Origin of the sequence: Streptomyces sp. NPDC051909, from assembly GCF_040681095.1 — a bacterium.
In the GTDB taxonomy this organism is placed as follows: Bacteria; Actinomycetota; Actinomycetes; order Streptomycetales; family Streptomycetaceae; genus Streptomyces.
Genome location: NZ_JBFAYA010000001.1, coordinates 359755 through 380909 on the forward strand (window position 1 = coordinate 359755; position 21155 = coordinate 380909).

General features: G+C 72.2%; 25 protein-coding genes and 1 pseudogene. 17 read left to right on the forward strand and 9 right to left on the reverse strand.

Translation table 11 applies throughout. The features are described from left to right. The first annotated feature begins 10 nt into the window (after positions 1-10). The 3 genes from AB0M18_RS01885 (at position 11) to AB0M18_RS01895 (ending at position 2188) form a co-directional block, all read left to right on the forward strand. The gene (locus AB0M18_RS01885; protein ID WP_365754636.1) at positions 11-1150 is read left to right on the forward strand and encodes an alpha/beta hydrolase; all 1140 of its coding nucleotides are present in this window, start codon (positions 11-13) and stop codon (positions 1148-1150) included. 212 nt (positions 1151-1362) lie between these two features. Beyond that, on the forward strand, positions 1363-1899 hold the full coding sequence (gene tsaE / locus AB0M18_RS01890) for a tRNA (adenosine(37)-N6)-threonylcarbamoyltransferase complex ATPase subunit type 1 TsaE (protein WP_365754638.1): 537 nt from the start codon (positions 1363-1365) through the stop codon (positions 1897-1899). Between the two features lie 124 nt (positions 1900-2023). Continuing rightward, positions 2024-2188, forward strand: coding sequence for a hypothetical protein (locus AB0M18_RS01895; RefSeq protein ID WP_365754640.1), 165 nt, complete (start codon positions 2024-2026; stop codon positions 2186-2188). 51 nt (positions 2189-2239) lie between these two features. Here AB0M18_RS01895 and AB0M18_RS01900 read toward each other — a convergent pair whose 3' ends face one another. Beyond that, complete coding sequence (locus AB0M18_RS01900; RefSeq protein ID WP_365754641.1) at positions 2240-2809, reverse strand: hypothetical protein; 570 nt, start codon at positions 2807-2809, stop codon at positions 2240-2242. 118 nt (positions 2810-2927) lie between these two features. Here AB0M18_RS01900 and tsaB point away from each other — a divergent pair, with 118 nt between their 5' ends. From tsaB to AB0M18_RS01940, 8 genes are all read left to right on the forward strand, one after another. Then, positions 2928-3587 carry a tRNA (adenosine(37)-N6)-threonylcarbamoyltransferase complex dimerization subunit type 1 TsaB gene (tsaB, locus tag AB0M18_RS01905; protein ID WP_365754643.1) on the forward strand — a complete coding sequence of 220 codons (660 nt, stop codon included), beginning with the start codon at positions 2928-2930 and terminating at the stop codon, positions 3585-3587. Between the two features lie 20 nt (positions 3588-3607). Beyond that, positions 3608-4099, forward strand: coding sequence for a ribosomal protein S18-alanine N-acetyltransferase (gene rimI, locus AB0M18_RS01910; RefSeq protein WP_365755027.1), 492 nt, complete (start codon positions 3608-3610; stop codon positions 4097-4099). Continuing rightward, complete coding sequence (gene tsaD / locus AB0M18_RS01915) at positions 4089-5192, forward strand: tRNA (adenosine(37)-N6)-threonylcarbamoyltransferase complex transferase subunit TsaD (protein ID WP_365754645.1); 1104 nt, start codon at positions 4089-4091, stop codon at positions 5190-5192. Before rimI ends, tsaD begins: the two co-directional genes overlap by 11 nt. 14 nt (positions 5193-5206) lie before the next feature. Further along, positions 5207-5449: a hypothetical protein gene (locus AB0M18_RS01920; protein WP_365755028.1), complete on the forward strand. Its 243-nt coding sequence runs from the start codon at positions 5207-5209 to the stop codon at positions 5447-5449. A gap of 46 nt (positions 5450-5495) precedes the next feature. Then, positions 5496-6350: a polysaccharide deacetylase family protein gene (locus tag AB0M18_RS01925; RefSeq protein WP_365754647.1), complete on the forward strand. Its 855-nt coding sequence runs from the start codon at positions 5496-5498 to the stop codon at positions 6348-6350. Between the two features lie 91 nt (positions 6351-6441). Further along, on the forward strand, positions 6442-6798 hold the full coding sequence (locus tag AB0M18_RS01930) for a DUF6247 family protein (RefSeq protein ID WP_365754649.1): 357 nt from the start codon (positions 6442-6444) through the stop codon (positions 6796-6798). Continuing rightward, complete coding sequence (locus AB0M18_RS01935; protein WP_365754651.1) at positions 6791-7063, forward strand: hypothetical protein; 273 nt, start codon at positions 6791-6793, stop codon at positions 7061-7063. The genes AB0M18_RS01930 and AB0M18_RS01935 overlap by 8 nt, the downstream gene beginning before the upstream one ends. 85 nt (positions 7064-7148) lie before the next feature. Then, entirely contained in the window at positions 7149-7289 is a 141-nt protein-coding gene (locus AB0M18_RS01940) for a hypothetical protein (protein ID WP_365754652.1), read from the forward strand. Here AB0M18_RS01940 and AB0M18_RS01945 read toward each other — a convergent pair. Continuing rightward, a complete protein-coding gene (locus AB0M18_RS01945; RefSeq protein WP_365754654.1) occupies positions 7277-8764 on the reverse strand; it encodes a hypothetical protein in 1488 nt (495 codons plus the stop codon). The two genes, AB0M18_RS01940 and AB0M18_RS01945, sit on opposite strands and share 13 nt — an antisense overlap. 39 nt (positions 8765-8803) lie before the next feature. Here AB0M18_RS01945 and AB0M18_RS01950 point away from each other — a divergent pair, with 39 nt between their 5' ends. After that, the gene (locus AB0M18_RS01950; protein WP_365754656.1) at positions 8804-9430 is read left to right on the forward strand and encodes a hypothetical protein; all 627 of its coding nucleotides are present in this window, start codon (positions 8804-8806) and stop codon (positions 9428-9430) included. A gap of 15 nt (positions 9431-9445) precedes the next feature. On the opposite strand, the gene AB0M18_RS01955 is transcribed toward AB0M18_RS01950, so the two are convergent. Continuing rightward, the gene (locus AB0M18_RS01955; RefSeq protein ID WP_365754658.1) at positions 9446-10621 is read right to left on the reverse strand and encodes a class I SAM-dependent methyltransferase; all 1176 of its coding nucleotides are present in this window, start codon (positions 10619-10621) and stop codon (positions 9446-9448) included. A 133-nt stretch (positions 10622-10754) separates the two neighbouring features. Between AB0M18_RS01955 and AB0M18_RS01960 the strand changes: the two genes are divergently transcribed. From AB0M18_RS01960 to groL, 4 genes are all read left to right on the forward strand, one after another. Further along, positions 10755-11681, forward strand: coding sequence for a polysaccharide deacetylase family protein (locus AB0M18_RS01960; RefSeq protein ID WP_365754659.1), 927 nt, complete (start codon positions 10755-10757; stop codon positions 11679-11681). After that, positions 11678-11863 carry a hypothetical protein gene (locus AB0M18_RS01965; RefSeq protein WP_365754661.1) on the forward strand — a complete coding sequence of 62 codons (186 nt, stop codon included), beginning with the start codon at positions 11678-11680 and terminating at the stop codon, positions 11861-11863. The genes AB0M18_RS01960 and AB0M18_RS01965 overlap by 4 nt, the downstream gene beginning before the upstream one ends. Positions 11864-12037: 174 nt before the next feature. Then, positions 12038-12346, forward strand: coding sequence for a co-chaperone GroES (gene groES / locus AB0M18_RS01970; protein ID WP_004955293.1), 309 nt, complete (start codon positions 12038-12040; stop codon positions 12344-12346). Between the two features lie 119 nt (positions 12347-12465). Beyond that, on the forward strand, positions 12466-14094 hold the full coding sequence (gene groL, locus AB0M18_RS01975) for a chaperonin GroEL (protein ID WP_265867515.1): 1629 nt from the start codon (positions 12466-12468) through the stop codon (positions 14092-14094). 77 nt (positions 14095-14171) lie between these two features. On the opposite strand, the gene AB0M18_RS01980 is transcribed toward groL, so the two are convergent. The 6 genes from AB0M18_RS01980 to AB0M18_RS02005 all read right to left on the reverse strand — a co-directional run bounded on the left by AB0M18_RS01980 (position 14172) and on the right by AB0M18_RS02005 (position 20232). Beyond that, entirely contained in the window at positions 14172-14870 is a 699-nt protein-coding gene (locus tag AB0M18_RS01980; RefSeq protein WP_365754663.1) for an ester cyclase, read from the reverse strand. A 59-nt stretch (positions 14871-14929) separates the two neighbouring features. Further along, a complete protein-coding gene (locus tag AB0M18_RS01985) occupies positions 14930-15949 on the reverse strand; it encodes a hydroxyacid dehydrogenase (protein ID WP_365754665.1) in 1020 nt (339 codons plus the stop codon). Positions 15950-15966: 17 nt separating this feature from the next. Then, on the reverse strand, positions 15967-16818 hold the full coding sequence (locus AB0M18_RS01990; RefSeq protein WP_365754666.1) for a carbohydrate ABC transporter permease: 852 nt from the start codon (positions 16816-16818) through the stop codon (positions 15967-15969). Continuing rightward, positions 16815-17702 carry a sugar ABC transporter permease gene (locus AB0M18_RS01995; RefSeq protein WP_365754668.1) on the reverse strand — a complete coding sequence of 296 codons (888 nt, stop codon included), beginning with the start codon at positions 17700-17702 and terminating at the stop codon, positions 16815-16817. Before AB0M18_RS01995 ends, AB0M18_RS01990 begins: the two co-directional genes overlap by 4 nt. Positions 17703-17706: 4 nt before the next feature. Then, positions 17707-19026 (reverse strand): sugar ABC transporter substrate-binding protein, encoded by a 1320-nt coding sequence (locus AB0M18_RS02000; RefSeq protein WP_365754670.1) that lies wholly within the window; start codon positions 19024-19026, stop codon positions 17707-17709. A 99-nt stretch (positions 19027-19125) separates the two neighbouring features. After that, entirely contained in the window at positions 19126-20232 is a 1107-nt protein-coding gene (locus AB0M18_RS02005) for a substrate-binding domain-containing protein (RefSeq protein WP_365754672.1), read from the reverse strand. Between the two features lie 219 nt (positions 20233-20451). Between AB0M18_RS02005 and AB0M18_RS02010 the strand changes: the two are divergent. After that, a pseudogene (locus tag AB0M18_RS02010) lies at positions 20452-21093 on the forward strand (DUF2264 domain-containing protein); the annotation flags it as partial. Between the last annotated feature and the right edge of the window lie 62 nt (positions 21094-21155).

Genomic DNA, 21155 nt, shown 5'->3' on the forward strand with positions numbered 1-21155 from the left:
GGGCGCGGGCATGGGTGACGAGACCTGGCGGAGGGCCGGCTGGGCCGGGGCCGCGATAGGCGTGCTCGCCGCGGGCGCGGCGGCCGGCGTCGCGGTCGAGCGGCTGACCGTGGGGCGTTCGGTACGGCAGAAGGCGCGGCTCGCGCTGGACGCCGAGGGCCCGTACGGCGCCCTGCGCGGCACGCCCGGCAAGGCGGTCGCCGACGACGGCACCGCGCTCTACTACGAGGTCGACGAGGTGGAACCCGACCCGTCCGCCCCGCGTCGGCGCCGGCTCTTCGGGCGCAAGGCCCCGACCCCCGTCACCGTCGTCTTCAGCCACGGCTACTGCCTCAACCAGGACTCCTGGCACTTCCAGCGGGCCGCCCTGCGCGGTCTGGTCCGCACCGTCCACTGGGACCAGCGCAGCCACGGGCGCTCCGGGCCCGGCCTCGCCCAGGAGGGCCCGGACGGGGTGCCGGTCTCCATCGCTCAGCTGGGCCGCGACCTGAAGGCGGTGCTCGACGCCGCCGTGCCGGAGGGCCCGCTGGTGCTCGTCGGGCACTCGATGGGCGGCATGACGGTCATGGCGCTCGCCGAGCAGTACCCGGAGCTGGTGCGCGAGCGGGTGGTCGGCGTCGGATTCGTCGGCACCTCGGCGGGGCAGCTCCACGAGGTCAGCTACGGACTGCCGCTCGCCGGCGTCAACGCGGTGCGCCGGGTGCTGCCGGGCGTGCTGCGGGCGCTCGGCTCGCAGGCCGAGCTGGTGGAGCGGGGCCGCCGTGCCACCGCCGACCTGTTCGCCGGGCTGATCAAGAAGTACTCGTTCTCCTCGAAGGACGTGGACCCGGCGGTGGCCCGGTTCGCCGAGCGGATGATCGAGTCGACGCCGATCGACGTGGTCGCCGCGTTCTACCCGGCCTTCGCCGAGCACGACGGCACCGCCGCGCTCGCCGCCTTCCGCGAGCTCCCGGCGCTCGCCCTCGCCGGCGACCGCGACCTGGTCACCCCCGGCTCGCACACCGAGGTCATCGCCGACCTGCTGCCGGACGCGGAGCTGGTGATCGTGCCCGACGCCGGGCACCTGGTGATGCTGGAGCACCCCGAGGCGGTCACCGACCGCATCGCCGACCTGCTGGTACGGGCGGGAGCCGGTCCCGTACCCGGCTAGGGCGTGTCCGGCGGATCAGGGTCGGGTCCGCGACGCCTGGCACGGCACCTCGCCGCGTTGCCGAAACGCCCCGATAGCTCCGCTGTCGAGACGCTCCGGCGCCTTGCGATGCTTCCCCTCGGCCCTGGCGGGCCTGGGGAGACCCCAAGCACCAGACGCCGCGGCCTGTCCGACCCTGATCCGCCGGCCTCGCCCTAGGTAGGTTGGGCGGCATGGACACACCGCACGACCAGGCCACCACCAACACGGCCACCACCAACACGGCCACCGCCAACCGGGCCACCGTCGAGGTCGACTCGCCCGAGCGGATGCAGGAGCTCGGCCGCCGGCTCGCGAAGCTGCTGCGTCCCGGCGACCTCGTGATGCTCACCGGCGAGCTCGGCGCCGGCAAGACCACCCTGACCCGCGGGCTCGGCGAGGGCCTGGGGGTGCGCGGCGCGGTCACCTCCCCGACCTTCGTGATCGCCCGCGTCCACCCCTCGCTCGTGGCCGGGCCGCCGCTGGTGCACGTCGACGCGTACCGGCTCGGCGGCGGTCTCGACGAGATGGAGGACCTGGACCTCGACGTCTCGCTGCCCGACTCCGTCGTCGTGGTCGAGTGGGGCGACGGCAAGGTCGAGGAGCTGACCGACGACCGGCTGCACGTGCTGATCCACCGTGTCGTGGGCGACACCGACGACGACCGGCGGACCGTCGTCCTCAACGGCATCGGCGCCCGCTGGGCCGACGAGGACCTGCGGCTGGGCTGACCGCACGCACCCGAACGTACGTAGGTTCCGACAACGTGTCGGGAAAATGTTGCGTCGGTGCGCGCGGGCGTGGTCACATGGATGCACGAGCTGGTTAGGTGTACCTAACCTACGGGAGGCAGGCATGGCGACGCCCGAGCGCGAGGGCCGCGAGGACCGCACCGCGGACACCGTCCCGGAGTCCGTCCCGATGAGAGATCTGCTGGCGTCGTGCGCCGCCGCGAACGCCGTCTCGACCCCGCCGCGCCGCCCCGAAGAACCCGAGCACGAGGACTCCCGGGCCGCCTGACCCGTACGGGAACCGCTCCGGATCCGCACGGGATCCGCTCGGGACGACGGGTCAGGCGACGACCACGACCTTCGCGCCGATGGACGCGAAGGTCCACATCGCGTCGCCGTCCGCGCGCTTCATCCGGATGCCGCCGGTCTTCTTCGTCGGGTCCGGGCTCGGCGTCGAGCCGTCCACGGCCGCGCTGAAGCCGATCGACACGTCCTGCACCGTCGCGAACCGCACCACGTGCTCGATCTGCACCCCGTCCGAGCCGCGCACCGCGCCGGACCGCGAGGTCACCGCGTACGCCCCGGGCGGCGGCGAGACCGTGCTCGGCATCACCGAGAAGGTCTGCGTCACCTGGTTCCTCGCGTCCACCAGCCACACCCGGTGGTCCTTCAGCGCGTACACCACGCGCTCGCCCTTGCCGGAGTTCGCGGGCAGCGCCAGCGGGTCCTTCGCCGGCTGCTTCGGCTGCTCGCTCGCCGCGGTCGACGGGGCCGTGCTCGGGGTGCGCGGCTTCGCCGCGAGCTCGGCCGGCGACGGCGCGGCGGCCGAGGCCTGATAGGCGAGGAAGCCGACCACGGCGACCGCCGCCGCGGTGAGCCCGGCCACGAATCCCGAGCTGCTCCGTGCCACCGTGCGCCCACCTTCTGTCGTACGTACGTATCGGTGTCTGATCGCCCCGACCGTAGCACCGCCGTCCCCCGACGAGCGGGGCACCATGTCCGGCGCTCCGGCGCCGTAGGCTGTTCGCGTGCTCTTGCTCGCCATGGATACCGCCACACCCGCCGTCACCGTCGCCCTCCACGACGGCGAGACCGTCGTCGCCCAGTCCTCCCAGGTGGACGCCCGCCGGCACGGGGAGCTGCTGCTGCCCGCCGTCGACCGGGTCCTGAAGGAGGCCGGGCTGAAGCTCGACGCGGTGACCGGACTCGTGGTCGGTGTCGGCCCCGGCCCGTACACCGGACTGCGCGTCGGCCTGGTCACCGCCGCCTCCTTCGCCTCCGCGCTCGGGGTGCCGGTGCACGGACTGTGCACGCTCGACGGACTCGCGTACGCCTCCGGCATCCAGGAGCCCTTCGCCGTCGCCACGGACGCGCGGCGCAAGGAGGTCTACTGGGCGCGGTACGAGGACTCCCGCACGCGTGTGACGGAGGCGTCCGTCGACCGCCCCGCCGACATCGCCGAGCAGCTCGCCGGGCTGCCCGTGGTCGGCGCCGGCGCCCGCCTCTACCCCGAGGCGTTCCCGGACGCTCGCGACCCCGAGCACCAGTCCGCCGCCGCGCTCGCCGCCCTCGCGGCCGAGAAGCTGGCGGCGGGGGAGCAGGACGCGTTCCTGGAGCCCCTGCCGATGTACCTGCGCCGCCCCGACGCCCAGGTGCCGAAGAACTACAAGGTGGTCACGCCCCAGTGAGCGGCGTGGAACTGCGCGAGATGCGCTGGTGGGACCTGGCGCCCGTGCTCGCGCTCGAAGCCGAGCTCTTCCCCGAGGACGCCTGGTCGGCGGGGATGTTCTGGTCGGAGCTCGCGCACGCCCGGGGGCCGCGCGCGACCCGCCACTACGTGGTCGCCGAGACGCCGGACGGACGGCTCGTCGGCTACGCGGGCCTCGCGGCGGCAGGCGGCCTCGGCGACGTCCAGACCATCGCCGTCGCCCGCGACCAGTGGGGCACCGGCCTCGGCGCCCGGCTGCTCACCGACCTCCTCCAGGCCGCCACCGCCTTCGAGTGCGAGGAGGTCCTCCTCGAAGTGCGGGTCGACAACACCCGGGCCCAGAAGCTGTACGAGCGCTTCGGCTTCGAGCCCATCGGCTTCCGCCGCGGCTACTACCAGCCCGGCAACGTGGACGCGCTCGTGATGCGCCACGTCGTCCAGGGAACAGACGTTCAAGGAACAGGAACAGAGACTGATTCTGATGGCTGCTGACGAACCGCTCGTACTCGGCATCGAGACCTCCTGCGACGAGACCGGCGTCGGCATCGTCCACGGCACCACCCTGCTCGCCGACGCCGTCGCCTCCAGCGTCGACACCCACGCCCGGTTCGGCGGTGTCGTCCCCGAGATCGCCTCCCGCGCGCACCTGGAGGCCATGGTCCCCACCATCGAGCGCGCCCTGAAGCAGGCCGGCGTCTCCCCGAAGGACCTCGACGGCATCGCCGTCACCGCCGGGCCCGGCCTCGCGGGCGCGCTGCTCGTCGGCGTCTCGGCCGCCAAGGCGTACGCGTACGCCCTCGGCAAGCCGCTCTACGGCGTCAACCACCTCGCCTCGCACATCTGCGTCGACCAGCTGGAGCACGGCCGGCTGCCCGAGCCGACCATGGCGCTGCTCGTCTCCGGCGGCCACTCGTCGCTGCTGCTGTCCTCCGACATCACCGCCGACGTGCGGCCCATGGGCGCCACCATCGACGACGCCGCCGGCGAGGCCTTCGACAAGATCGCCCGCGTGCTCGACCTCGGCTTCCCCGGCGGCCCGGTCATCGACCGGCTCGCCAAGGAGGGCGACCCGGCCGCCATCGCGTTCCCGCGCGGCCTGTCCGGCGCCAAGGACCCGGCGTACGACTTCTCCTTCTCCGGTCTGAAGACCGCCGTGGCCCGCTGGATCGAGGCCAAGCGGAACGCGGGCGAGGACGTGCCGGTACGGGACGTCGCCGCGTCCTTCCAGGAGGCGGTCGTCGACGTGCTCACCCGCAAGGCCGTCCGGGCCTGCCGGGACGAGGGCGTCGACCACCTGATGATCGGAGGCGGCGTCGCCGCCAACTCGCGCCTGCGCGCGCTCGCCGAGGAGCGCTGCGAGCGGGCCGGCATCCGGCTCCGCGTGCCGCGCCCCGGCCTGTGCACCGACAACGGCGCCATGGTGGCGGCGCTCGGCGCCGAGATGGTGGCGCGCGGCCGGGCGGCCTCCGACCTGGAGCTGTCGGCGGACTCCTCGCTGCCGGTGACGGAGTCGCACGTGCCGGGGAACCACGTGCACGACCACGACCACGTGCACGAGGTCAGCAAGGAGAACCTGTACTCGTGACGACCGTGACGCTGATGTGGGAGGCGCGGGCGGCCGAGGGGCGGGGGGACGAACTCCTCGCCTGGGCGCGGGCCCAGGAGCTCGCGGGTGAGCCGCTGCGCCGCGAGACCTTCCGCGCCCCGCAGGACCGGGTGCTCGTCCTCACCTGGTGGGAGACGGCGGCCGGGCTCGACGCCGAACTGCCCGAGCTGCCGGAGCCGGAGGCCGGTCTGATCACCCGTCCGGTGCACCGCTGGCGCTTCGAATCAGTCGGATAGTCGTATCTAGAGCAACCTTTCGCCGGAATCGGGCATCCCACAGCGCGTGAAGAAGACGATCGCGCTGTGGGCGGCGCTGACCGCCGTTGCCCTGTTCGCGGCGACCGGCTGCACCACCGCCGACGCCGACTCCCCGGCCCCGGCCGCCAGTACGCCGACCCCCTCGGCCGGAAACAAGGCCCCCGAGGCCCCGAACGCCCCTGACACCGCCGCCGCGCGGGCAGCCGCGTACCGCAAGTGGGGCCTCAAGCCGCTCGCCGAGCCGCCCGCCCCGCCCGCGAAGAAGCCGGTCACGCGCACCGCCGGCGGCCCCGTCCCCGTCGTCAGCGACATCGAGACCGACCAGAAGGTCGTCTTCATCACGATCGACGACGGGGCCGAGAAGGACCCCGAGTTCGTCGCGATGATGAAGGACCTCAAGGTGCCGGTGACGATGTTCCTCACCGACGCCGCCATCCGCGCGGACTACGACTACTTCGAGCCGCTGCTCGCCCAGGGCCACGGCCTCGCCAACCACACCCTCACCCACCCCAACCTGCGCACCCTCTCCCCGGACGCCCAGCGCCGGGAGATCTGCGGCCAGCAGGAGAGGCTGGCGAAGGAGTACGGCATCCGGCCGCGCCTCTTCCGCCCGCCGTACGGCAACTGGAACGAGGCCACCCGCGCAGCCGCCAAGGAGTGCGGGGTCGACGCGATCGTGCTGTGGCGCGAGTCGATGCAGATCCAGAACATGCAGTACCAGCGCGGTGACAGGAAGCTGCACCCCGGCGACGTCGTCCTGGCCCACTTCCGCGGCCCGTCCGAGCTCAAGGGCCGCACGATGACCCAGATGATGGCCAACCTGCTGCGCCACATCGAGGAGCAGGGCTTCACGGTCGCGCGCCTGGAGGACTACGTCTGAGACTCGCCCGTCGCCCGATCGGGCGACGGCTCCGGATTCGTGCTCGCTACGCTTGACGCACGGTTCACAATCCGGGCCATTGGGAGAACATATGACCGCGAGCGCGCCCGATCAGCCGCTGATCCCGCAGCCGCCGTCGACGGTCGCCGCACTTCGGCAGGCCGTGGCGCAGATCGCGCCGGCGGCGCTGCCCGCCTTCACGCGTGAACTGGACCAGGCCGCCGACCAGGCGCGTCTGGGGTCGGACCTCGGGCCGCTCCGGCGCTTCATCAGCCACTGGGCGGTCTACGTCCAGATCCAGCGTCAGCCGCTGGTGGCCGCGCGGTTCCGGGAACTCGAGTCCCAGGTCGCGGCCGGCGACGCGAACGAGGTCCGCGAGGCCGCGGGCCGGCTCGGCCAGATCCTCGACGAGGCGCGGGAAGCATTGTCGGGCACCGGCGGTGAGTGAGGGCTGGCGCTGGGAGTACGACCCCGACAGCGCGCACGTGGCGGGAGGCATCCCCGAGGCGGTCGTCGCCGAAGTCGAGCGGCTGACGGCCCAGCTGGTCGAGCTCGCCGAGATGGGGGTGGACGTCGGAGACCTGGGCGAGGGACCGAGGCCGGGAGGACTGCGCCGCATGGACGCGGCGGGCGGATGGTTCTATTTCCTCGCCGCGCCGAGGGCCCGTCTGATCGTCGTGGTGCGGATCATCCCGCCGTTCGACAGCCTGTGAGCGAGCCGGTACGGATCGATCGACCGGCCGTCGGCCGGGCGCGTACGACCCGGAACCCTCCGGTCCCGGCGACATCGACGACGACGTGCTGCGACTGGTCTTCACGACCTGCCATCCGGTGCTCTCCGCCGAGGCGCGCGCGGAGTTCGAGCGCGCCGCGGAGCTCACCCGGAACGAGAGCGAGCGCGCCCTCCTCCTCGACCGCGCGCGGGCTCAGGAGTCGTAGCGCAGGATCTGCCCGGCCAGGGTGCCGACGAGGACCGAGCCGTCGGGGGCCGCGTGCAGGGAGAGGTTCCCGTACGGGGGGAGCGTGCGCCGGGCGAGGACGGTGCCGTCCGTCGCGTCGAACGAGACGAGGGTGTCGTCCGCGCACAGGGCGTGCACGACGCCGTCGTGCGCGTCGAGGGCGGCGATCACGGCGTCCAGGCGACGGCGCCAGACGACCTCCCCGGCCGGGAAGCTCTGCCGGACCAGCCCGCCCCACCCGGTCAGCAGCGCGGGGCCGGCGGAGTCGGAGACGTACACCGCCCGGATCGCCGGCTCGTCCAGGGTGAAGAGCGGTGTCTCGACGGCGGAATCGGCGGGGCCGGGGCCGAGCGCGATCACGTCCCGGCGCCGCCGGCGCGTGAACAGCAGCTCGGGGCAGCGGCGGGCGTCGAGCGGGACCAGCTCGTACCGGTCCGGCTCGTGGACCGTGCCCAGCGGAGTGCCGTCGGGGGCGAAGACCAGAGTGCCGGGGACGGGATCCGCCATCCGGCAGACGTCGCGGTCGTACGTGTCGCGTGCCGCCCACACCCCGTCCGTGCGGGCCGAGAGCGCGGCCGAGAAGGGCACCGAGGGGGTGTCCAGGACCGTGCCGTCGGCGAGGTCGACGAGCGGGAAGTCGGTCCGGGTGCGCGAGTCGGGGCCCGGGACGGCGACCCGGGCCGTCCGCTCGTCGGCCGAGACCACGATGCGGGTGCCGGGGTACGTACCGGGCGCGGGGACGCTCCACAGCGGCGTCCCGTCGGGCGCCCAGCACTCCAGCGTGGTGTCGCGCCGGGTGGCGAGCACCCGCCCGTCGCTCAGCCCGGCCACGGCCCGCACCTCGCCCCGGCTGTCGTAGCCGCGTCCGGCGCGCCGGGCGAGCGCCTGGAGGACGGACGGCGCGGGTTCGCGGTCGGGGTAGGGGAGCGGGATGTCCAGGTCGATCAGTGGCGCGTCGACGGGGTGGGGCTTGAGGTCGTCGGGGGCGAGTCCGAGCCAGTCCTCGCGGACGAAGGCGGTCACGGAGCGCTCGTACGTGTCTCCGTCGTACATGGCGCAGAGGGTGAGTTCGAGGGTGTGTGCGTCCGTCCAGCGGACCAGCTCGACGCCCCAGTCGGGGTCGGGGAAGTCGACGCGGTGGCCGCTCTCGGGTTCGAGCAGGATCAGACTGCCCTCGCGCATGTACGCGTCGCCGTTGTCGAAGCCGATGGCGAGGAGCGGAAGCGTGGGGTGGAAGGCCATGGTGTCGGTCTCCATGGCGAAGTGCAGGACGTGCGCGCAGGAGAGGTCGGCGGTCCGGTAGACGACCACTTTGCTCAGGTCCGAGATGACCGAACCGACCGCGACCCACTGCCCGTCGGCGCTGACGACCGCCTCGGTCGGGTGCCCGAACAGCTCGGGGAAGGGATCGTCGTGGAACGCGGTGTACGGGGACATCCCGTCGGGCTCGGTCATCGGTGAGACCCTACGGGCCGGTCGCTTAGGCTCGCCGGTATGTCTCGCCGTACCGCACTGCCCCAACCGCCCCCGCCCCCGCCGCCCGTCGAGCTGCGGAGCTGGCCGGACCGGGAGGCGCTGCTCGCCGATCGGGCGGTGGCGCTCGGCGATCTCTCGCGGCGGCTGCTCGGCGGGGGGCGCCTCGCGCTGTTTCTGACCTGGCTGGCGCTGCTCCAGCTCGGGTGGGGGATGGTCGGTGTGCTGCTCACCTCGCTGTCCAGTGCGCTGAGCGACCCGATCTCGATGCTCGTGGGGCTGCTCGTGGCCTGTCTCGGCCTCGGGGTGCTCGTCCCGGCGGTCTGGCTGACCGTGCGCAGTGTGCGACGGGACCGGGTGGTGCGGGAGCGGCTCGTGCTGTGGGCGGCGCTCGACCGGCACGGGCCGACGGACGCCCGGCTGCGGGCCCCCGTGCTCAGCGTCTGCTGGATGCTGCTGTCCGCCGTGCTGTGCGGGTTCGGTCTGTGGCTGGGCTTCGCCGTCCCCGCCGGGACGACCCGGGAGGACGGCGGCTACGGCCTCGTCGCGTACGGCATGGGGGTCGCTCTGATCCTCTGGATCAACGGTCTCATCGGGCTGAACAAGGCCGTCGCGCACTACCGCCTGGCGGTCCGGCTCACCGCGTAGCGCCTGGCCGGCGGATCAGGGGCGGACCGGCCGTCCGATCAGCATCGTCGGCGCACCCGCGACCCGAGTGAGCAGCACCGTCGCCGAGTTGGGGCCCTTCGGCTTCACCTTCCGCCGGATCTCCTCGGGTTCGACGGCCGAGCCGCGCTTCTTCACCGTCAGGACGCCGACCTCGCGCTCGCGCAGCAGGGCCTTCAACTTCTTGAGGTTGAAGGGGAGTTCATCGGTGATCTGGTAGGCGGCGGCGTACGGGGTGGGGCGCAGCTCGTCCGCCGTGACGTACGCGATGGTCTCGTCGATCAGGCCGCCGTCCAGCTCCGCCGCCACCTCGGCGACCAGGTGCGCGCGGATGACGGCGCCGTCCGGCTCGTACAGATAGCGGCCGACCGGGCGGACCGCCGGGTCGGGGAGGCGGCCTCCGGTCAGGGTGGCGCCGCCGGGCAGCAGGGTGGCGCGGCGGGCGCCCGGTTCGGTGCCGAACCACAGCACCGCCTCCTTCACGTCGCCGCCGTCCGAGATCCACTCCGCCTCGGCCTCCTCCGGCACGGCCTCGTGCGGGACGCCGGGCGCGATCTTCAGGGCCGCGTGCGGGGCCTTGCGGGCCGCCTCGATCGCCCAGGACAGCGGCGGCGAGTACGCCTCGGGGTCGAAGATCCTGCCCCGGCCGCCGCGCCGCGCCGGGTCGACGAACACGGCGTCGTACGGGCTGGTGTCGATCTCGGTCACGTCCGCGCACCGCACCTCGATCAGCTCCGCGAGACCGAGCGCGGCGGCGTTGGCGCGGGCCGCCTCGGCGGTCAGCGGGTCGCGGTCGACGGCGAGGACACAGATCCCGGCGCGGGCGAGCGCGATCGCGTCGCCGCCGATGCCGGAGCACAGGTCGGCGACGCTGCGCACGCCGAGCGCCTTCATCCGCTCGGCCCGGTAGGTCCCGACGGTCGCCCGCGTCGACTGCTCGACGCCGTTCGGCGTGAAGTACATGCGGTACGCGTCCTCGGCGCCGAACTTCGCCACCGCGCGCTGCCGCAGCCGGGCCTGCCCGAGCGCCGCCGACACCAGTTCGGCCGGGTGGTCGCGGCGCAGGCGCGAGGCGACCGCCAGTTCCCGGGCGGGGTCGTAGTCGCGCAGGGCGGCGAGCAGGGCCTGCCCCTCGGGGGCGAGCAGGGCGGTGAAGGCGGCGAGGTCGGTCACCCTCCCATTGTCGCCGTGGGCCGGAGCCCCGAGGGCCGTGGTCCGGACGGGTGCGGGCCGCCCGGGGGACGGTGCGGGTCCGCCGGTGGTGTCGGGGCCCCGGAGGGGCGTGGCGCTGACAGGATGCGGCGCCATGCAGCTCGTACGACAAAAAGAACAGAAGCATGTATTCCGGTCCGTGCGGGCGGTCGGGGCCGCCCTCGTCATCGCCGCCCTGGGCTCCGCCTGCGCGAGCCCCGCGGCCGAGGAGAAGCCCGCCCCGGCCAAGCCGGCCGCCGGTCAGCAGCCGCGCGCCCAGGGCGCGGCCGGCGCGCTCGACGCGTATGTCGAGAGGGTCCGCAAGGCGCGGGCCGCGCGGGTCGCCGCCGCGAAGAAGTGGGGTCTCGCCCAGCCACCGATCGAGGCGCCCGAGCCGCCGAAGGTCAAGCCGAAGATCACCACCCGCAAGGGCTTCGAGACCGACGGGACGGGCCTGCCGCCGGTCTTCACCACGGTGCCGACCAAACAGAAGGTCGTGTTCCTGACGATCGACGACGGCGCCGAGAAGGACCCCGCGCTGCTGCGCATGATGAGCGAGCTGAAGATCCCGTACAGCGCCTTCCTCAGCAACTACCTGGTGAAGGACGACTACGGCTACTTCAGGAAGATGCAGGCCCAGGGCGTGACCCTGAACAACCACACGCTCACCCACCCCTATCTGCCGGGTCTCGACTACGACGACCAGAAGCGGCAGATCTGCGGGATGCAGGACATCGTCCAGAAGCAGTTCGGCAAGCGGCCCGAGCTGTTCCGGCCGCCGTACGGCAACTACAACGAGGACACCCTGCGCGCCGCCAAGTCCTGCGGCGTCAAGGCGGTCCCGCTGTGGGCGTCCGAGGCCTTCGCCGACCACATGGAGTGGCGCGAGTGGGACCGGGACCTGCACCCCGGCGACATCGTCCTCACCCACTTCCGTGGCAAGGGGGACTGGAAGGGCTCCATGCCGGACATGATCCGACTGGTGATGAAGACGATCACGGCCAAGGGGTACGCGGTGGCGAAGCTCGAGGACTACGTATGAGCCGGGCGCGCCGGCCGATCGCCGCCCTGGCCCTGGCCGGTGCGCTGCTCGCCGCCCTCCCGGCCTGTGCCCCCTCGGTCGACCCGTTCGAGCGGCTCGGCCGCAAGGCGGCGGAGCGGGTCACCCCGCACCCCCACCGGGCGGTCCGCCCGGAGAGGCCGCTTCACGCCACGGGGTCGTGAATTGGCACTCCGCTTGACCGAGTGCTAATCGCGGTCATAGTCTCGGCTCTGGCACTCCCCGCAGGAGAGTGCCAACACAGCGACGGGCAGGTCCGGCACCCGCGACGACGGATCCACCTGGTCGCCACCTCAGACAGTCAACCCCGTGAGATCACCGAAGGGGGAGGTCGGATCGTGACGACCGCCAGCTCCAAGGTTGCCATCAAGCCGCTTGAGGACCGCATCGTGGTCCAGCCGCTCGACGCCGAGCAGACCACGGCCTCTGGCCTGGTCATCCCGGACACCGCGAAGGAGAAGCCCCAGGAGGGCGCCGTCCTCGCCGTGGGCCCGGGCCGCTTCGAGAACGGCGAGCGCCTTCCGCTCGACGTGAAGGTCGGCGACGTCGTGCTCTACAGCAAGTACGGCGGCACCGAGGTGAAGTACAACGGCGACGAGTACCTCGTCCTCTCGGCTCGCGACGTGCTCGCGATCATCGAGAAGTAATTCACCAAGGCACCTGAAGCCAGATGCTTTGAGCTGCGCCCCTGACCCCCTGGTTTCCCCGTGGGCGTCCAGGGGCGCAGTTTTCGTTCAACGATTTCCGAGAGGGCTGAACCGCTCCCATGGCGAAGATCCTGAAGTTCGACGAGGACGCCCGTCGCGCCCTTGAGCGCGGCGTCAACAAGCTGGCCGACACGGTGAAGGTGACGATCGGCCCCAAGGGCCGCAACGTCGTCATCGACAAGAAGTTCGGCGCGCCCACCATCACCAACGACGGTGTCACGATCGCCCGCGAGGTCGAGATCGAGGACCCGTACGAGAACCTCGGCGCCCAGCTCGTGAAGGAGGTGGCGACCAAGACCAACGACATCGCGGGTGACGGCACCACCACCGCCACCGTGCTCGCCCAGGCCCTGGTCCGCGAGGGTCTGCGCAACGTCGCCGCCGGCGCCTCGCCGTCCGCCCTGAAGAAGGGCATCGACGCCGCCGTCAAGGCCGTCTCCGACGAGCTGCTCGCCACCGCGCGCCCGATCGAGGACAAGTCCGACATCGCCGCCGTCGCCGCGCTCTCCGCGCAGGACCAGCAGGTCGGCGAGCTCATCGCCGAGGCCATGGACAAGGTCGGCAAGGACGGTGTCATCACCGTCGAGGAGTCCAACACCTTCGGCCTGGAGCTCGACTTCACCGAGGGCATGGCCTTCGACAAGGGCTACCTCTCCCCGTACATGGTGTCCGACCAGGAGCGTATGGAGGCCGTCCTCGACGACCCGTACATCCTGATCAACCAGGGCAAGATCTCCTCCATCCAGGACCTCCTGCCGCTGCTCGAGAAGGTCATCCAGTCCGGTGGCTCCAAGCCGCTGCTGATCATCGCCGAGGACGTCGAGGGCGAGGCCCTCTCCACCCTCGTCGTCAACAAGATCCGCGGCACCTTCAACGCCGTCGCCGTCAAGGCGCCCGGCTTCGGTGACCGTCGCAAGGCGATGCTCCAGGACATGGCCACCCTCACCGGTGCCACCGTCATCTCCGAGGAGGTCGGCCTCAAGCTCGACCAGGCCGGTCTGGACGTGCTCGGCACCGCCCGCCGTGTGACCGTCACCAAGGACGACACCACGATCGTGGACGGCGCCGGCACCTCCGAGGACGTCCTCGGCCGCGTCAACCAGATCAAGGCCGAGATCGAGGCCACGGACTCCGACTGGGACCGCGAGAAGCTCCAGGAGCGCCTCGCGAAGCTGGCCGGCGGCGTGTGCGTGATCAAGGTCGGCGCCGCCACCGAGGTGGAGCTGAAGGAGAAGAAGCACCGTCTGGAGGACGCCATCTCCGCGACCCGCGCCGCGGTCGAGGAGGGCATCGTCTCCGGCGGTGGCTCCGCCCTGGTCCACGCCGTCAAGGTCCTGGAGGGCAACCTCGGCAAGGACGGCGACGAGGCCACCGGTGTCGCCGTGGTCCGCCGCGCCGCCGTCGAGCCGCTGCGCTGGATCGCCGAGAACGCCGGCCTGGAGGGTTACGTCATCACCTCCAAGGTCGCCGAGCTCGACAAGGGCCAGGGCTTCAACGCCGCCACCGGCGAGTACGGCGACCTGGTCAAGGCCGGCGTCATCGACCCGGTGAAGGTCACGCGCTCCGCCCTGGAGAACGCCGCGTCGATCGCCTCCCTGCTTCTCACCACCGAGACCCTCGTGGTGGAGAAGAAGGAGGAGGAGCCGGCGGACGCGGGTCACGGCCACGGTCACGGCCACTCCCACTGAGGTACTGACGCCTGACGCGTAAGGCCGAGGCCCGGTGCTCCCGTCGCGGGAGCACCGGGCCTCGGTGCTGTTCCGATCTAGGCCTCTACGGCGCCGAGCTGCCCCATCAGGCCGAGCAGGTCGTACTGCCACCAGCCCTCGACGATCTTCCCGTCGTCCCGGCAGCGGTGGATGACGGTGCCGGTCATGGTCACCTCCATGCCGGTCGGCTGGAGCCCCATGAAGTCCCCGGTGTGGCTGCCCCGCCAGGTCCACCGGGTGCAGACCCGGTCGCCCTCGGCGATCTGGTCGTCCACCGTGAACGCGAAGTCGAAGCCGCCCCGCCACATCTCGACCTCGCGCCGGACCGCGTCCATCCCGATGACGTCCTGCTCGTTGGTCGGATCGTGGTCGTGGTAGCCCTCGGCGAGCACCTCGTCCAGCAGCGCCAGCTCGGGCTCGTCGGCGAGCATGGCCAGGAGCCGCCGGGCGTTCGCCTTGTAGAGCGCCTCGTCGCGCACCACGTCCAGATCGGTGAAGGTCGGCATCTCGTCGCAGAGCGCCACCATCTCGCGGAAGATCCGGTCGGTCTCCGGGAGCTGCGAGTTGCGCATGGCCACGTCGTACGAGGGGAACTCGACGATCTCCACCACGTGGGACGCGTCGGAGCGGTCCTTGCCGACGATGCTGTGGGTGGCGGTGCGCTTGCCCTTGGTCTGCTCGACCCACTGGTCCATGAGCCGGTTGAGGTCGTCGACCCGGCTTGTCTTGCAGTCGATGATTTGCACGAACGTCATGACGCGCCTCCCGACCCAGGTGGACCTTTCCAGTCTAGGTCCGCCCCCTGGGGCCCGCCCTACGCCGAGCGCGTCAGGTCCGCGGCCCGCACCTCCTGCGCGAACGGCTCCCCGGCCGCGTACCGCGCCACCTCCGCCAGGGCCTGGTCGGCCATCCGGTGCAGCTCGTTGCCCAGCGAGCCGGCGACGTGCGGGGTGAGCAGCACGTTGGGCAGGGTGTAGAGCGGGGAGTCCGGGGGCGGGAGCTCGGGGTCGGTGACGTCGAGGACCGCGTGCAGCCGGCCCCGGAGGAGGTGGGGGAGCAGGGCGTCCTCGTCGACGAGGGAGCCGCGGGCGGTGTTGATCAGGGTGGCGCCGTCGGGCATCGCGGCGAGCTGGCGGGCGCCGATCATGCGGTACGTGGCGGGGAGTTGGGGCGCGTGCACGGAGACGACCGTGGCGCGGGCGCACAGTTCGTCGAGGCCGACGAGTTCGGTGCCGGGCGGGGTCTCGGTGACGTACGGGTCGTGAAGCAGCACGTCGAGGTCGAAGGGGCGCAGCAGGTCGAGGACGCGGCGGCCGATGCGGGAGGCGCCGACGATGCCGACGGTCCTGCGGTAGTTGCCCCAGGTCGCGGACTCGGCGAGCCAGGCCTGGTCGGTGCGGAGTTCGGCGTACTGCTGGGCGGAGCGCAGCACCCGCTTCCCGGCGAGGAGGATGGCGGCGAGGGTGTATTCGGCGACCGGCAGCGCGTTGGCGGCGGCGGCCGAGGTGACCTTGATGCCGCGTCGCCAGCAGGCCTCGGTGATGTGGTGCTTGACCGAGCCGGCCGCGTGGACGACCGCCTTGAGGTGCGGGGCGCGGGCAAGGACCTCGGGGGTGAGCGGGGTGGCGCCCCAGCAGGTGAGCAGGAGTTCGGCCTCGGCGAGGGCCGCCGCGACCGGGCCTTCCGGCGTCGTGAGGTCGTGGGCGACGAGGTGCGGGTCGGTGCGGGCGAGCGCGGCGAGCCGGGTCCGGTGGTCCTCGGTGAGCAGGCGGTCGGCGACGCCGGGGCCCATCGCGAGGAGGAGGGTGGGGCGGTTGTCAGTGGTCGGGTGCATCCTGGGATCTGTGCTCCTCACTTGACGCTGCCGGCGGTCAGGCCCGCCTTCCAGTGGCGCTGCAGGGAGACGAAGGCGACCACGAGGGGGACGACGGCGAGCAGGGATCCGGTGACGACGAGGGGGTAGTAGTCCGGTTCGGCGTGGGCGTTGCTGTTCCACGCGTAGAGGCCGAGGCTCAGCGGGAAGAGCTTCTGGTCCGAGAGCATCACCAGGGGGAGGAAGAAGTTGTTCCAGATCGCGGTGAACTGGAAGAGGAAGACGGTCACGAAGCCGGGCATGACCATGCGCAGCCCGATGGACCAGAAGGTGCGCAGCTCGCCGGCCCCGTCGACACGGGCGGCTTCGAGGGCCTCGTCGGGGATGTAGCCGGCGCTGAACACCCGGGCGAGATAGACGCCGAAGGGGTTCACGAGGACGGGGACGAGCACGGCCCAGTAGGTGTTGACGATGCCGACCTCGCTGGCGAGCAGGTACATGGGCAGGGCGAGCGCGGTGGTGGGGACGAGCACGCCGAGCAGGACGACGCCGAACAGCTTCTCCTTGCCGGGGAAGTCGTACTTGTCGAAGGCGTAGCCTGCGGCGACGCTGATCAGCGAGCAGGCGAGGGCGCCGACGCCCGCGTACAGCAGGCTGTTGAGGTACCAGTGGAGGTAGATGCCGTCGTTGTACGCGGCGAGCCGGCCGAGGTTGCCGCCGAGGTCGAAGCCCTCGAAGGAGAAGGCGTCTCCGGCGAGGAGGTCGCCGGTGTTCTTGGTGGCGGCGGTCAGCAGCCAGACCAGCGGGAAGAGCATGTAGCCGACGGCGAGCAGCAGGGCGCCGTTGACGGCGGTCTTCGACAGCCAGACGTTCCGGGGGCGGTGGCTCACGAGGTCTTCCCCTTTCGTCCGGTCAGGCGGGTGACGGCGAAGGAGAGCAGTGCGGCCGTCAGGGCGAGGAGCACGGAGGCGGCCGCGGCGAGCCCGTAGTCGTTGCGGTCGAACGCGGCGGTGTACGCGTACATGTTGGGCGTCCAGGTGGAGGTGACGGCGGAGCCGGTGCCCTTGTTGAGGATGAGCGGCTCGGTGAAGAGCTGGAGCGAGCCGATGAGGGTGAACAGGGCCACCATCACCAGGGACGCCCTGATCAGCGGGAGTTTGATGGCGAGGGCGGTCCGCCAGGCGCCGGCGCCGTCGACGGTGGCGGCCTCCAGGACGGAGCGGTCGACGGCCTGGAGGGCGGCGTAGAAGATCACCATGTTGTAGCCGAGCCATTCCCACAGCGCGATGTTGACGACGGAGGGGAGGGTGCCTTCGGGGGAGAAGAAGTCGAAGCCGATGCCGCCGGCCTCCATGGCCTGCACGACCGGGCTGAGTTGCGGGGTGTAGAGGTAGACCCAGATCAGCGCGGCGATGATGCCGGGGACGGCGTGCGGCAGGAACAGTGCGAGCTGGAAGAAGCGGCGGGCGCGGGCCAGCGCCGAGTCGAGCAGCAGGGCCAGGCCGAGGGCTCCGGCGAGCAGCAGCGGGATGTAGAAGAGGCAGTATCCGAGCAGCACGCCGAAGCCCTCGCGGAAGGCCCGGTCACCCAGCGCCGCGGTGTAGTTGTCGAGTCCGCTGAAGACGGTCTCGGCGCCGCCGAAGCCGAGTCCCGACTGCTTCTCGGTGAAGAGGCTGAGCCAGACCGCGTAGCCGATCGGGATCACCATCACCGCGGTGAAGAGCAGGAAGAACGGGGTCAGCAGGGTCGCCGCCGCGCGGGTGCGGGCCTTCACGGGATCAGCCCTCGACCTTCAGCCCGCGCTTGGTGAGCTCGGTGACGGTGGCCTCGTGTCCGGCCTTCACCGCGTCGGCGATGGTCGGGCCGCCCTGGGCGAGCTTGCCGAACCGGTCCTTGATGGTGGTGTTGGTGGTGCCGGTGGTCGGCCCCCAGGCCCAGTTCCCGTCGATGGAGGCGCCGGCCTCCTCGAAGAGGGCGTAGATGTCCTGGCCGCCGTAGAAGCCGGCGTCGAAGACCGACTTGGCGACCGGGCGCAGCGCGGTGGCGGCGGGGAAGGCGCTGGAGGTGCCGGAGGCGATGCGGGCCTTCACGCCCGCCTCGGTGGTGGACATCCACTCGGCGAACTCGACGGCCGCGGCCTTCTTCCCGCTGTCCTTGGTGACGGCGAAGGAGGTGCCGCCGAGCATGCCGCTGGCGGGGGTGCCCCAGTTCGGCATGGGGGCGACGGCCCACTTGCCGTTCTGCTCGGGCAGGGTGCCCTTGAGGACGCCCGCGCCCCAGGAGGCGCCGAGGTAGCCGATGGTGGTGCCGTTCTTGAGGGAGCCGGTCCACTCGGGGCTGAAGGAGGCGTCCTTGTGGACGAGGCCGGCGTCGAGCAGGCCCTGCCAGTAGTTCGCGACCTTGGTGGTGGCCGGGTCGGTGGTGTCGATCTTCCAGGTGTCGTTCTCGGCCTTGAACCACTGGGCGCCGGCCTGCCAGGCCATGGCCTCGAAGGTGGTCGGGTCGTCCGGGAAGAAGGTGGCGATCCGGGTCTTCGCGTCGGCCTTCCGGACCTTCTCGGCGGCGGCCTTGAACTCCTCCCAGGTCTTCGGCACGTCGACCTGGTACTTCGCGAACAGGTCCTTGCGGTAGTAGAAGGCCTGCGGGGCGGCGTCGAAGGGCACGGCCCAGCTCTTGCCGCCGAGGGTGGTGAGCTCCACGGCCTGCGGCAGCAGCTTGCCGCGGTCCTGCTCGGTGAACTGGTCGCCGATGTCCTGGAGGGCTCCGGAGGAGACGAACTCGGGGAGCGAGGCGTACTCGATGGAGACGAGGTCGGGGGCGTTGCCGGCCTTCACGGCGTTGGAGATCTTCGCGTAGCCGCCGGCGTTGCCGGAGGGGATCTCCTCGAACGTCACCTGGATGTTCTTGTGCGAGGCGTTGAACGCGTCGACCACGTCCTTGGAGCCCTTGGCCCAGCCCCAGAAGGTGATGCTGACGGGCCCGTCCGCGTCGGTCTCGTCGGCACCGCCTCCGCCGCAGGCCGTGAGGACGGCCAGGGCGGTGGCGGAGGCGGCTATGACACGGGCGGTTCTGTTCCGACTGCTCCAAGTACGGCTCACGGCACGGCTCCTGACACGGCGGCGTGGACGGGTTGGCCGCGATCCTGGGACCGTTCCTGAGCGAAGTCAAGAGCGAAAGATTGATTGATCGAAAAAAGATCAGATCTTCTCGGCCGGTCGCGCCCCGCACGAGGCCCGCACCCGCAGCCGCGGCAGCAGGCTCAGATGCCGCCGCACCGGCTCCTCCGCGTCGCCCGCGGCGGCGGCCACGGTCAATCGCTCCACCAGGAGTTCCGCCGCGTGCCGGCCCACCTCGCGCTTGGGCGGGGCGACCGCCGTGAGCGGGGTGTCGGCGAGCGCGGCGACCTCGTCGTCGTACGCGATCAGGGCCAGGTCCTCCGGGACCCGCACCCCGAGCTCGGCGAGCCGCTGCACGATCTGGATCGCGTCCACGTCGTTGTGCACGAGGGCCGCGCTCGCCCGGCCCGAGGTCACCGCCGTGTGCAGCGCCCGCACCGCCGCCTCGAAGCCCTCCGGGTCGGTCTCCGCCGGTACGGAGTCGATCACCGGATGCGGCGCGGCCAGGCCCAGCGTGCCGAGCGCCTCGGCGTACCCGGCCCGCACCGCGAGCGCCGTCGGGCTGTCCCCGCGGGCCACCAGGAGCGGGGTCGCGTGGCCGAGGCCGAGCAGGTGGCGCAGGGCGAGCAGGACCCCGTGGGCGTGGTCCGACGACACCCGGTCCAGGCCGTCGAGCGCGGAGCCCGGCGCGGCCCGGCGCTCCAGGAGCACGGTGGGAACCGGCAGTTCGGCCGGCCAGTCCCCGTACGCGAGGCGGTCCTCAGGACCGCGCCAGCCCGGCGCGACGAGCAGGCCCTCGGCACCGGCCGCGATCAGGCCCTCGGCGCGCGCCCGGTCCTCCTCGGGCCGGTAGTCGGAGATCCGCAGGACAAGGCGCGCCCCCGCCCGCGCGGCGGCCTCGTGCGCGCCCCGGATGACCTCGGCGAAGTAGTAGCCGGCGGACGGCGCGAGCAGCCCGAGCACCGGTCCGCCGCCCGCCGCCGGGCCGGCCGGGCCCTGCGCGCGGGGCCAGGACACCTGCCCGTGCACCCGGTCGAGCAGGCCCTTGGCGGCCAGCGCCTCGACGTCCCGGCGCGCGGTGACGGGGGAGACCCCGAGCAGCCCGGCCAGGTCGGACACCCGGGCGGTGCCGCGCTCGCGCACCAGGGCCAGCAGTCGGTCGTGTCGTTCGGCAGCACTCTCGCGCACGGTGCGGTTCCCCTCGGTTCCCCTGGCAGTGGTGGTGGTCCCCCGACCTTAGAACAGGTCGAGCCGAAATGATCGAACGGAAGGAGTTTCGATCATTCGCTCTGATTCCTCTTGACGTTCGATCGAAGCGTCTCCAGGATTCCGGGCGACGCCGACGCCACCCGCGGAAGCACGGAGTCCCAGGGAGCATCATGCCCACGCCGCCCGAGAACCGTGAGGCCGATCGTCCAGGGCTACTCGGGCCCCGGCTCCCCCTGCTGGGCGTCCAAGGGCTTCCTCGGACTCCTCGCCCCCGCCGACCACCCCCTGTGGACCGCCGCAGAGGAACCGCTGCCCGCCGAACGCGCCGACACCGTCCGGGCCTTCGGCCCCACCGGCGTGCTCGTCCAGACCACCGCCGCCGACGGCCAGGTCCGCCTCCACAACCACGGCGGCAACCACGTCGGCAGCACGGAGTGGGGCACGGACGATGAGCCCGGCTACGCCCGCTTCGCCTACGCGACCCGTACGGGACCCAGCACCGCCCCCGACCCTTCGGACAACCACTTCGCGCTGCTCCGCCGCGACGGCACCGCCACCACCCGGGGCCCCGCCGTCCCGCTCGGCGCCGGCCCCGACCGGGCCGCCTCCCTGCACACCCCGCTGCCCGGCGTCCGCGTCGTGTCCGCCACCCTCGCCCACGGCCGCGCCGAGCTCCGCGCCCATCTCGTCCTGGGCGCCCCGGAAGGGACTCCCGTACGGCAGACCGGCTGGACGGCACACGCCGACCAGCCCGAAGTACCCGTCTCCCAGCTCCACCCCGTCCACGGCTACGGCCCCGAGACCGCCGAACTCCCCACCGGCGCCACCCTCCAGGGCCCCGGCCCGACCCGTACGTCGCCCCGAACGCCCACCCCTACGGGCCCGGCGACAAGCTCCTGTTC

Coding starts and splice junctions, on each gene's coding strand:
- AB0M18_RS01895 (WP_365754640.1), top strand. CDS start 2,024: ATGGCGACGCCCGAGCGCGAGGGCCGCGAGGACCGCACCGCGGACACC.
- AB0M18_RS01985 (WP_365754665.1), bottom strand. CDS start 15,949: ATGCACCCGACCACTGACAACCGCCCCACCCTCCTCCTCGCGATGGGC.
- AB0M18_RS01930 (WP_365754649.1), top strand. CDS start 6,442: ATGACCGCGAGCGCGCCCGATCAGCCGCTGATCCCGCAGCCGCCGTCG.
- groL (WP_265867515.1), top strand. CDS start 12,466: ATGGCGAAGATCCTGAAGTTCGACGAGGACGCCCGTCGCGCCCTTGAG.
- rimI (WP_365755027.1), top strand. CDS start 3,608: ATGCGCTGGTGGGACCTGGCGCCCGTGCTCGCGCTCGAAGCCGAGCTC.
- AB0M18_RS01965 (WP_365754661.1), top strand. CDS start 11,678: ATGAGCCGGGCGCGCCGGCCGATCGCCGCCCTGGCCCTGGCCGGTGCG.
- AB0M18_RS01980 (WP_365754663.1), bottom strand. CDS start 14,870: ATGACGTTCGTGCAAATCATCGACTGCAAGACAAGCCGGGTCGACGAC.
- AB0M18_RS01960 (WP_365754659.1), top strand. CDS start 10,755: ATGCAGCTCGTACGACAAAAAGAACAGAAGCATGTATTCCGGTCCGTG.
- AB0M18_RS01885 (WP_365754636.1), top strand. CDS start 11: ATGGGTGACGAGACCTGGCGGAGGGCCGGCTGGGCCGGGGCCGCGATA.
- AB0M18_RS01920 (WP_365755028.1), top strand. CDS start 5,207: ATGTGGGAGGCGCGGGCGGCCGAGGGGCGGGGGGACGAACTCCTCGCC.
- tsaD (WP_365754645.1), top strand. CDS start 4,089: ATGGCTGCTGACGAACCGCTCGTACTCGGCATCGAGACCTCCTGCGAC.
- tsaE (WP_365754638.1), top strand. CDS start 1,363: ATGGACACACCGCACGACCAGGCCACCACCAACACGGCCACCACCAAC.
- AB0M18_RS01950 (WP_365754656.1), top strand. CDS start 8,804: ATGTCTCGCCGTACCGCACTGCCCCAACCGCCCCCGCCCCCGCCGCCC.
- AB0M18_RS01945 (WP_365754654.1), bottom strand. CDS start 8,764: ATGACCGAGCCCGACGGGATGTCCCCGTACACCGCGTTCCACGACGAT.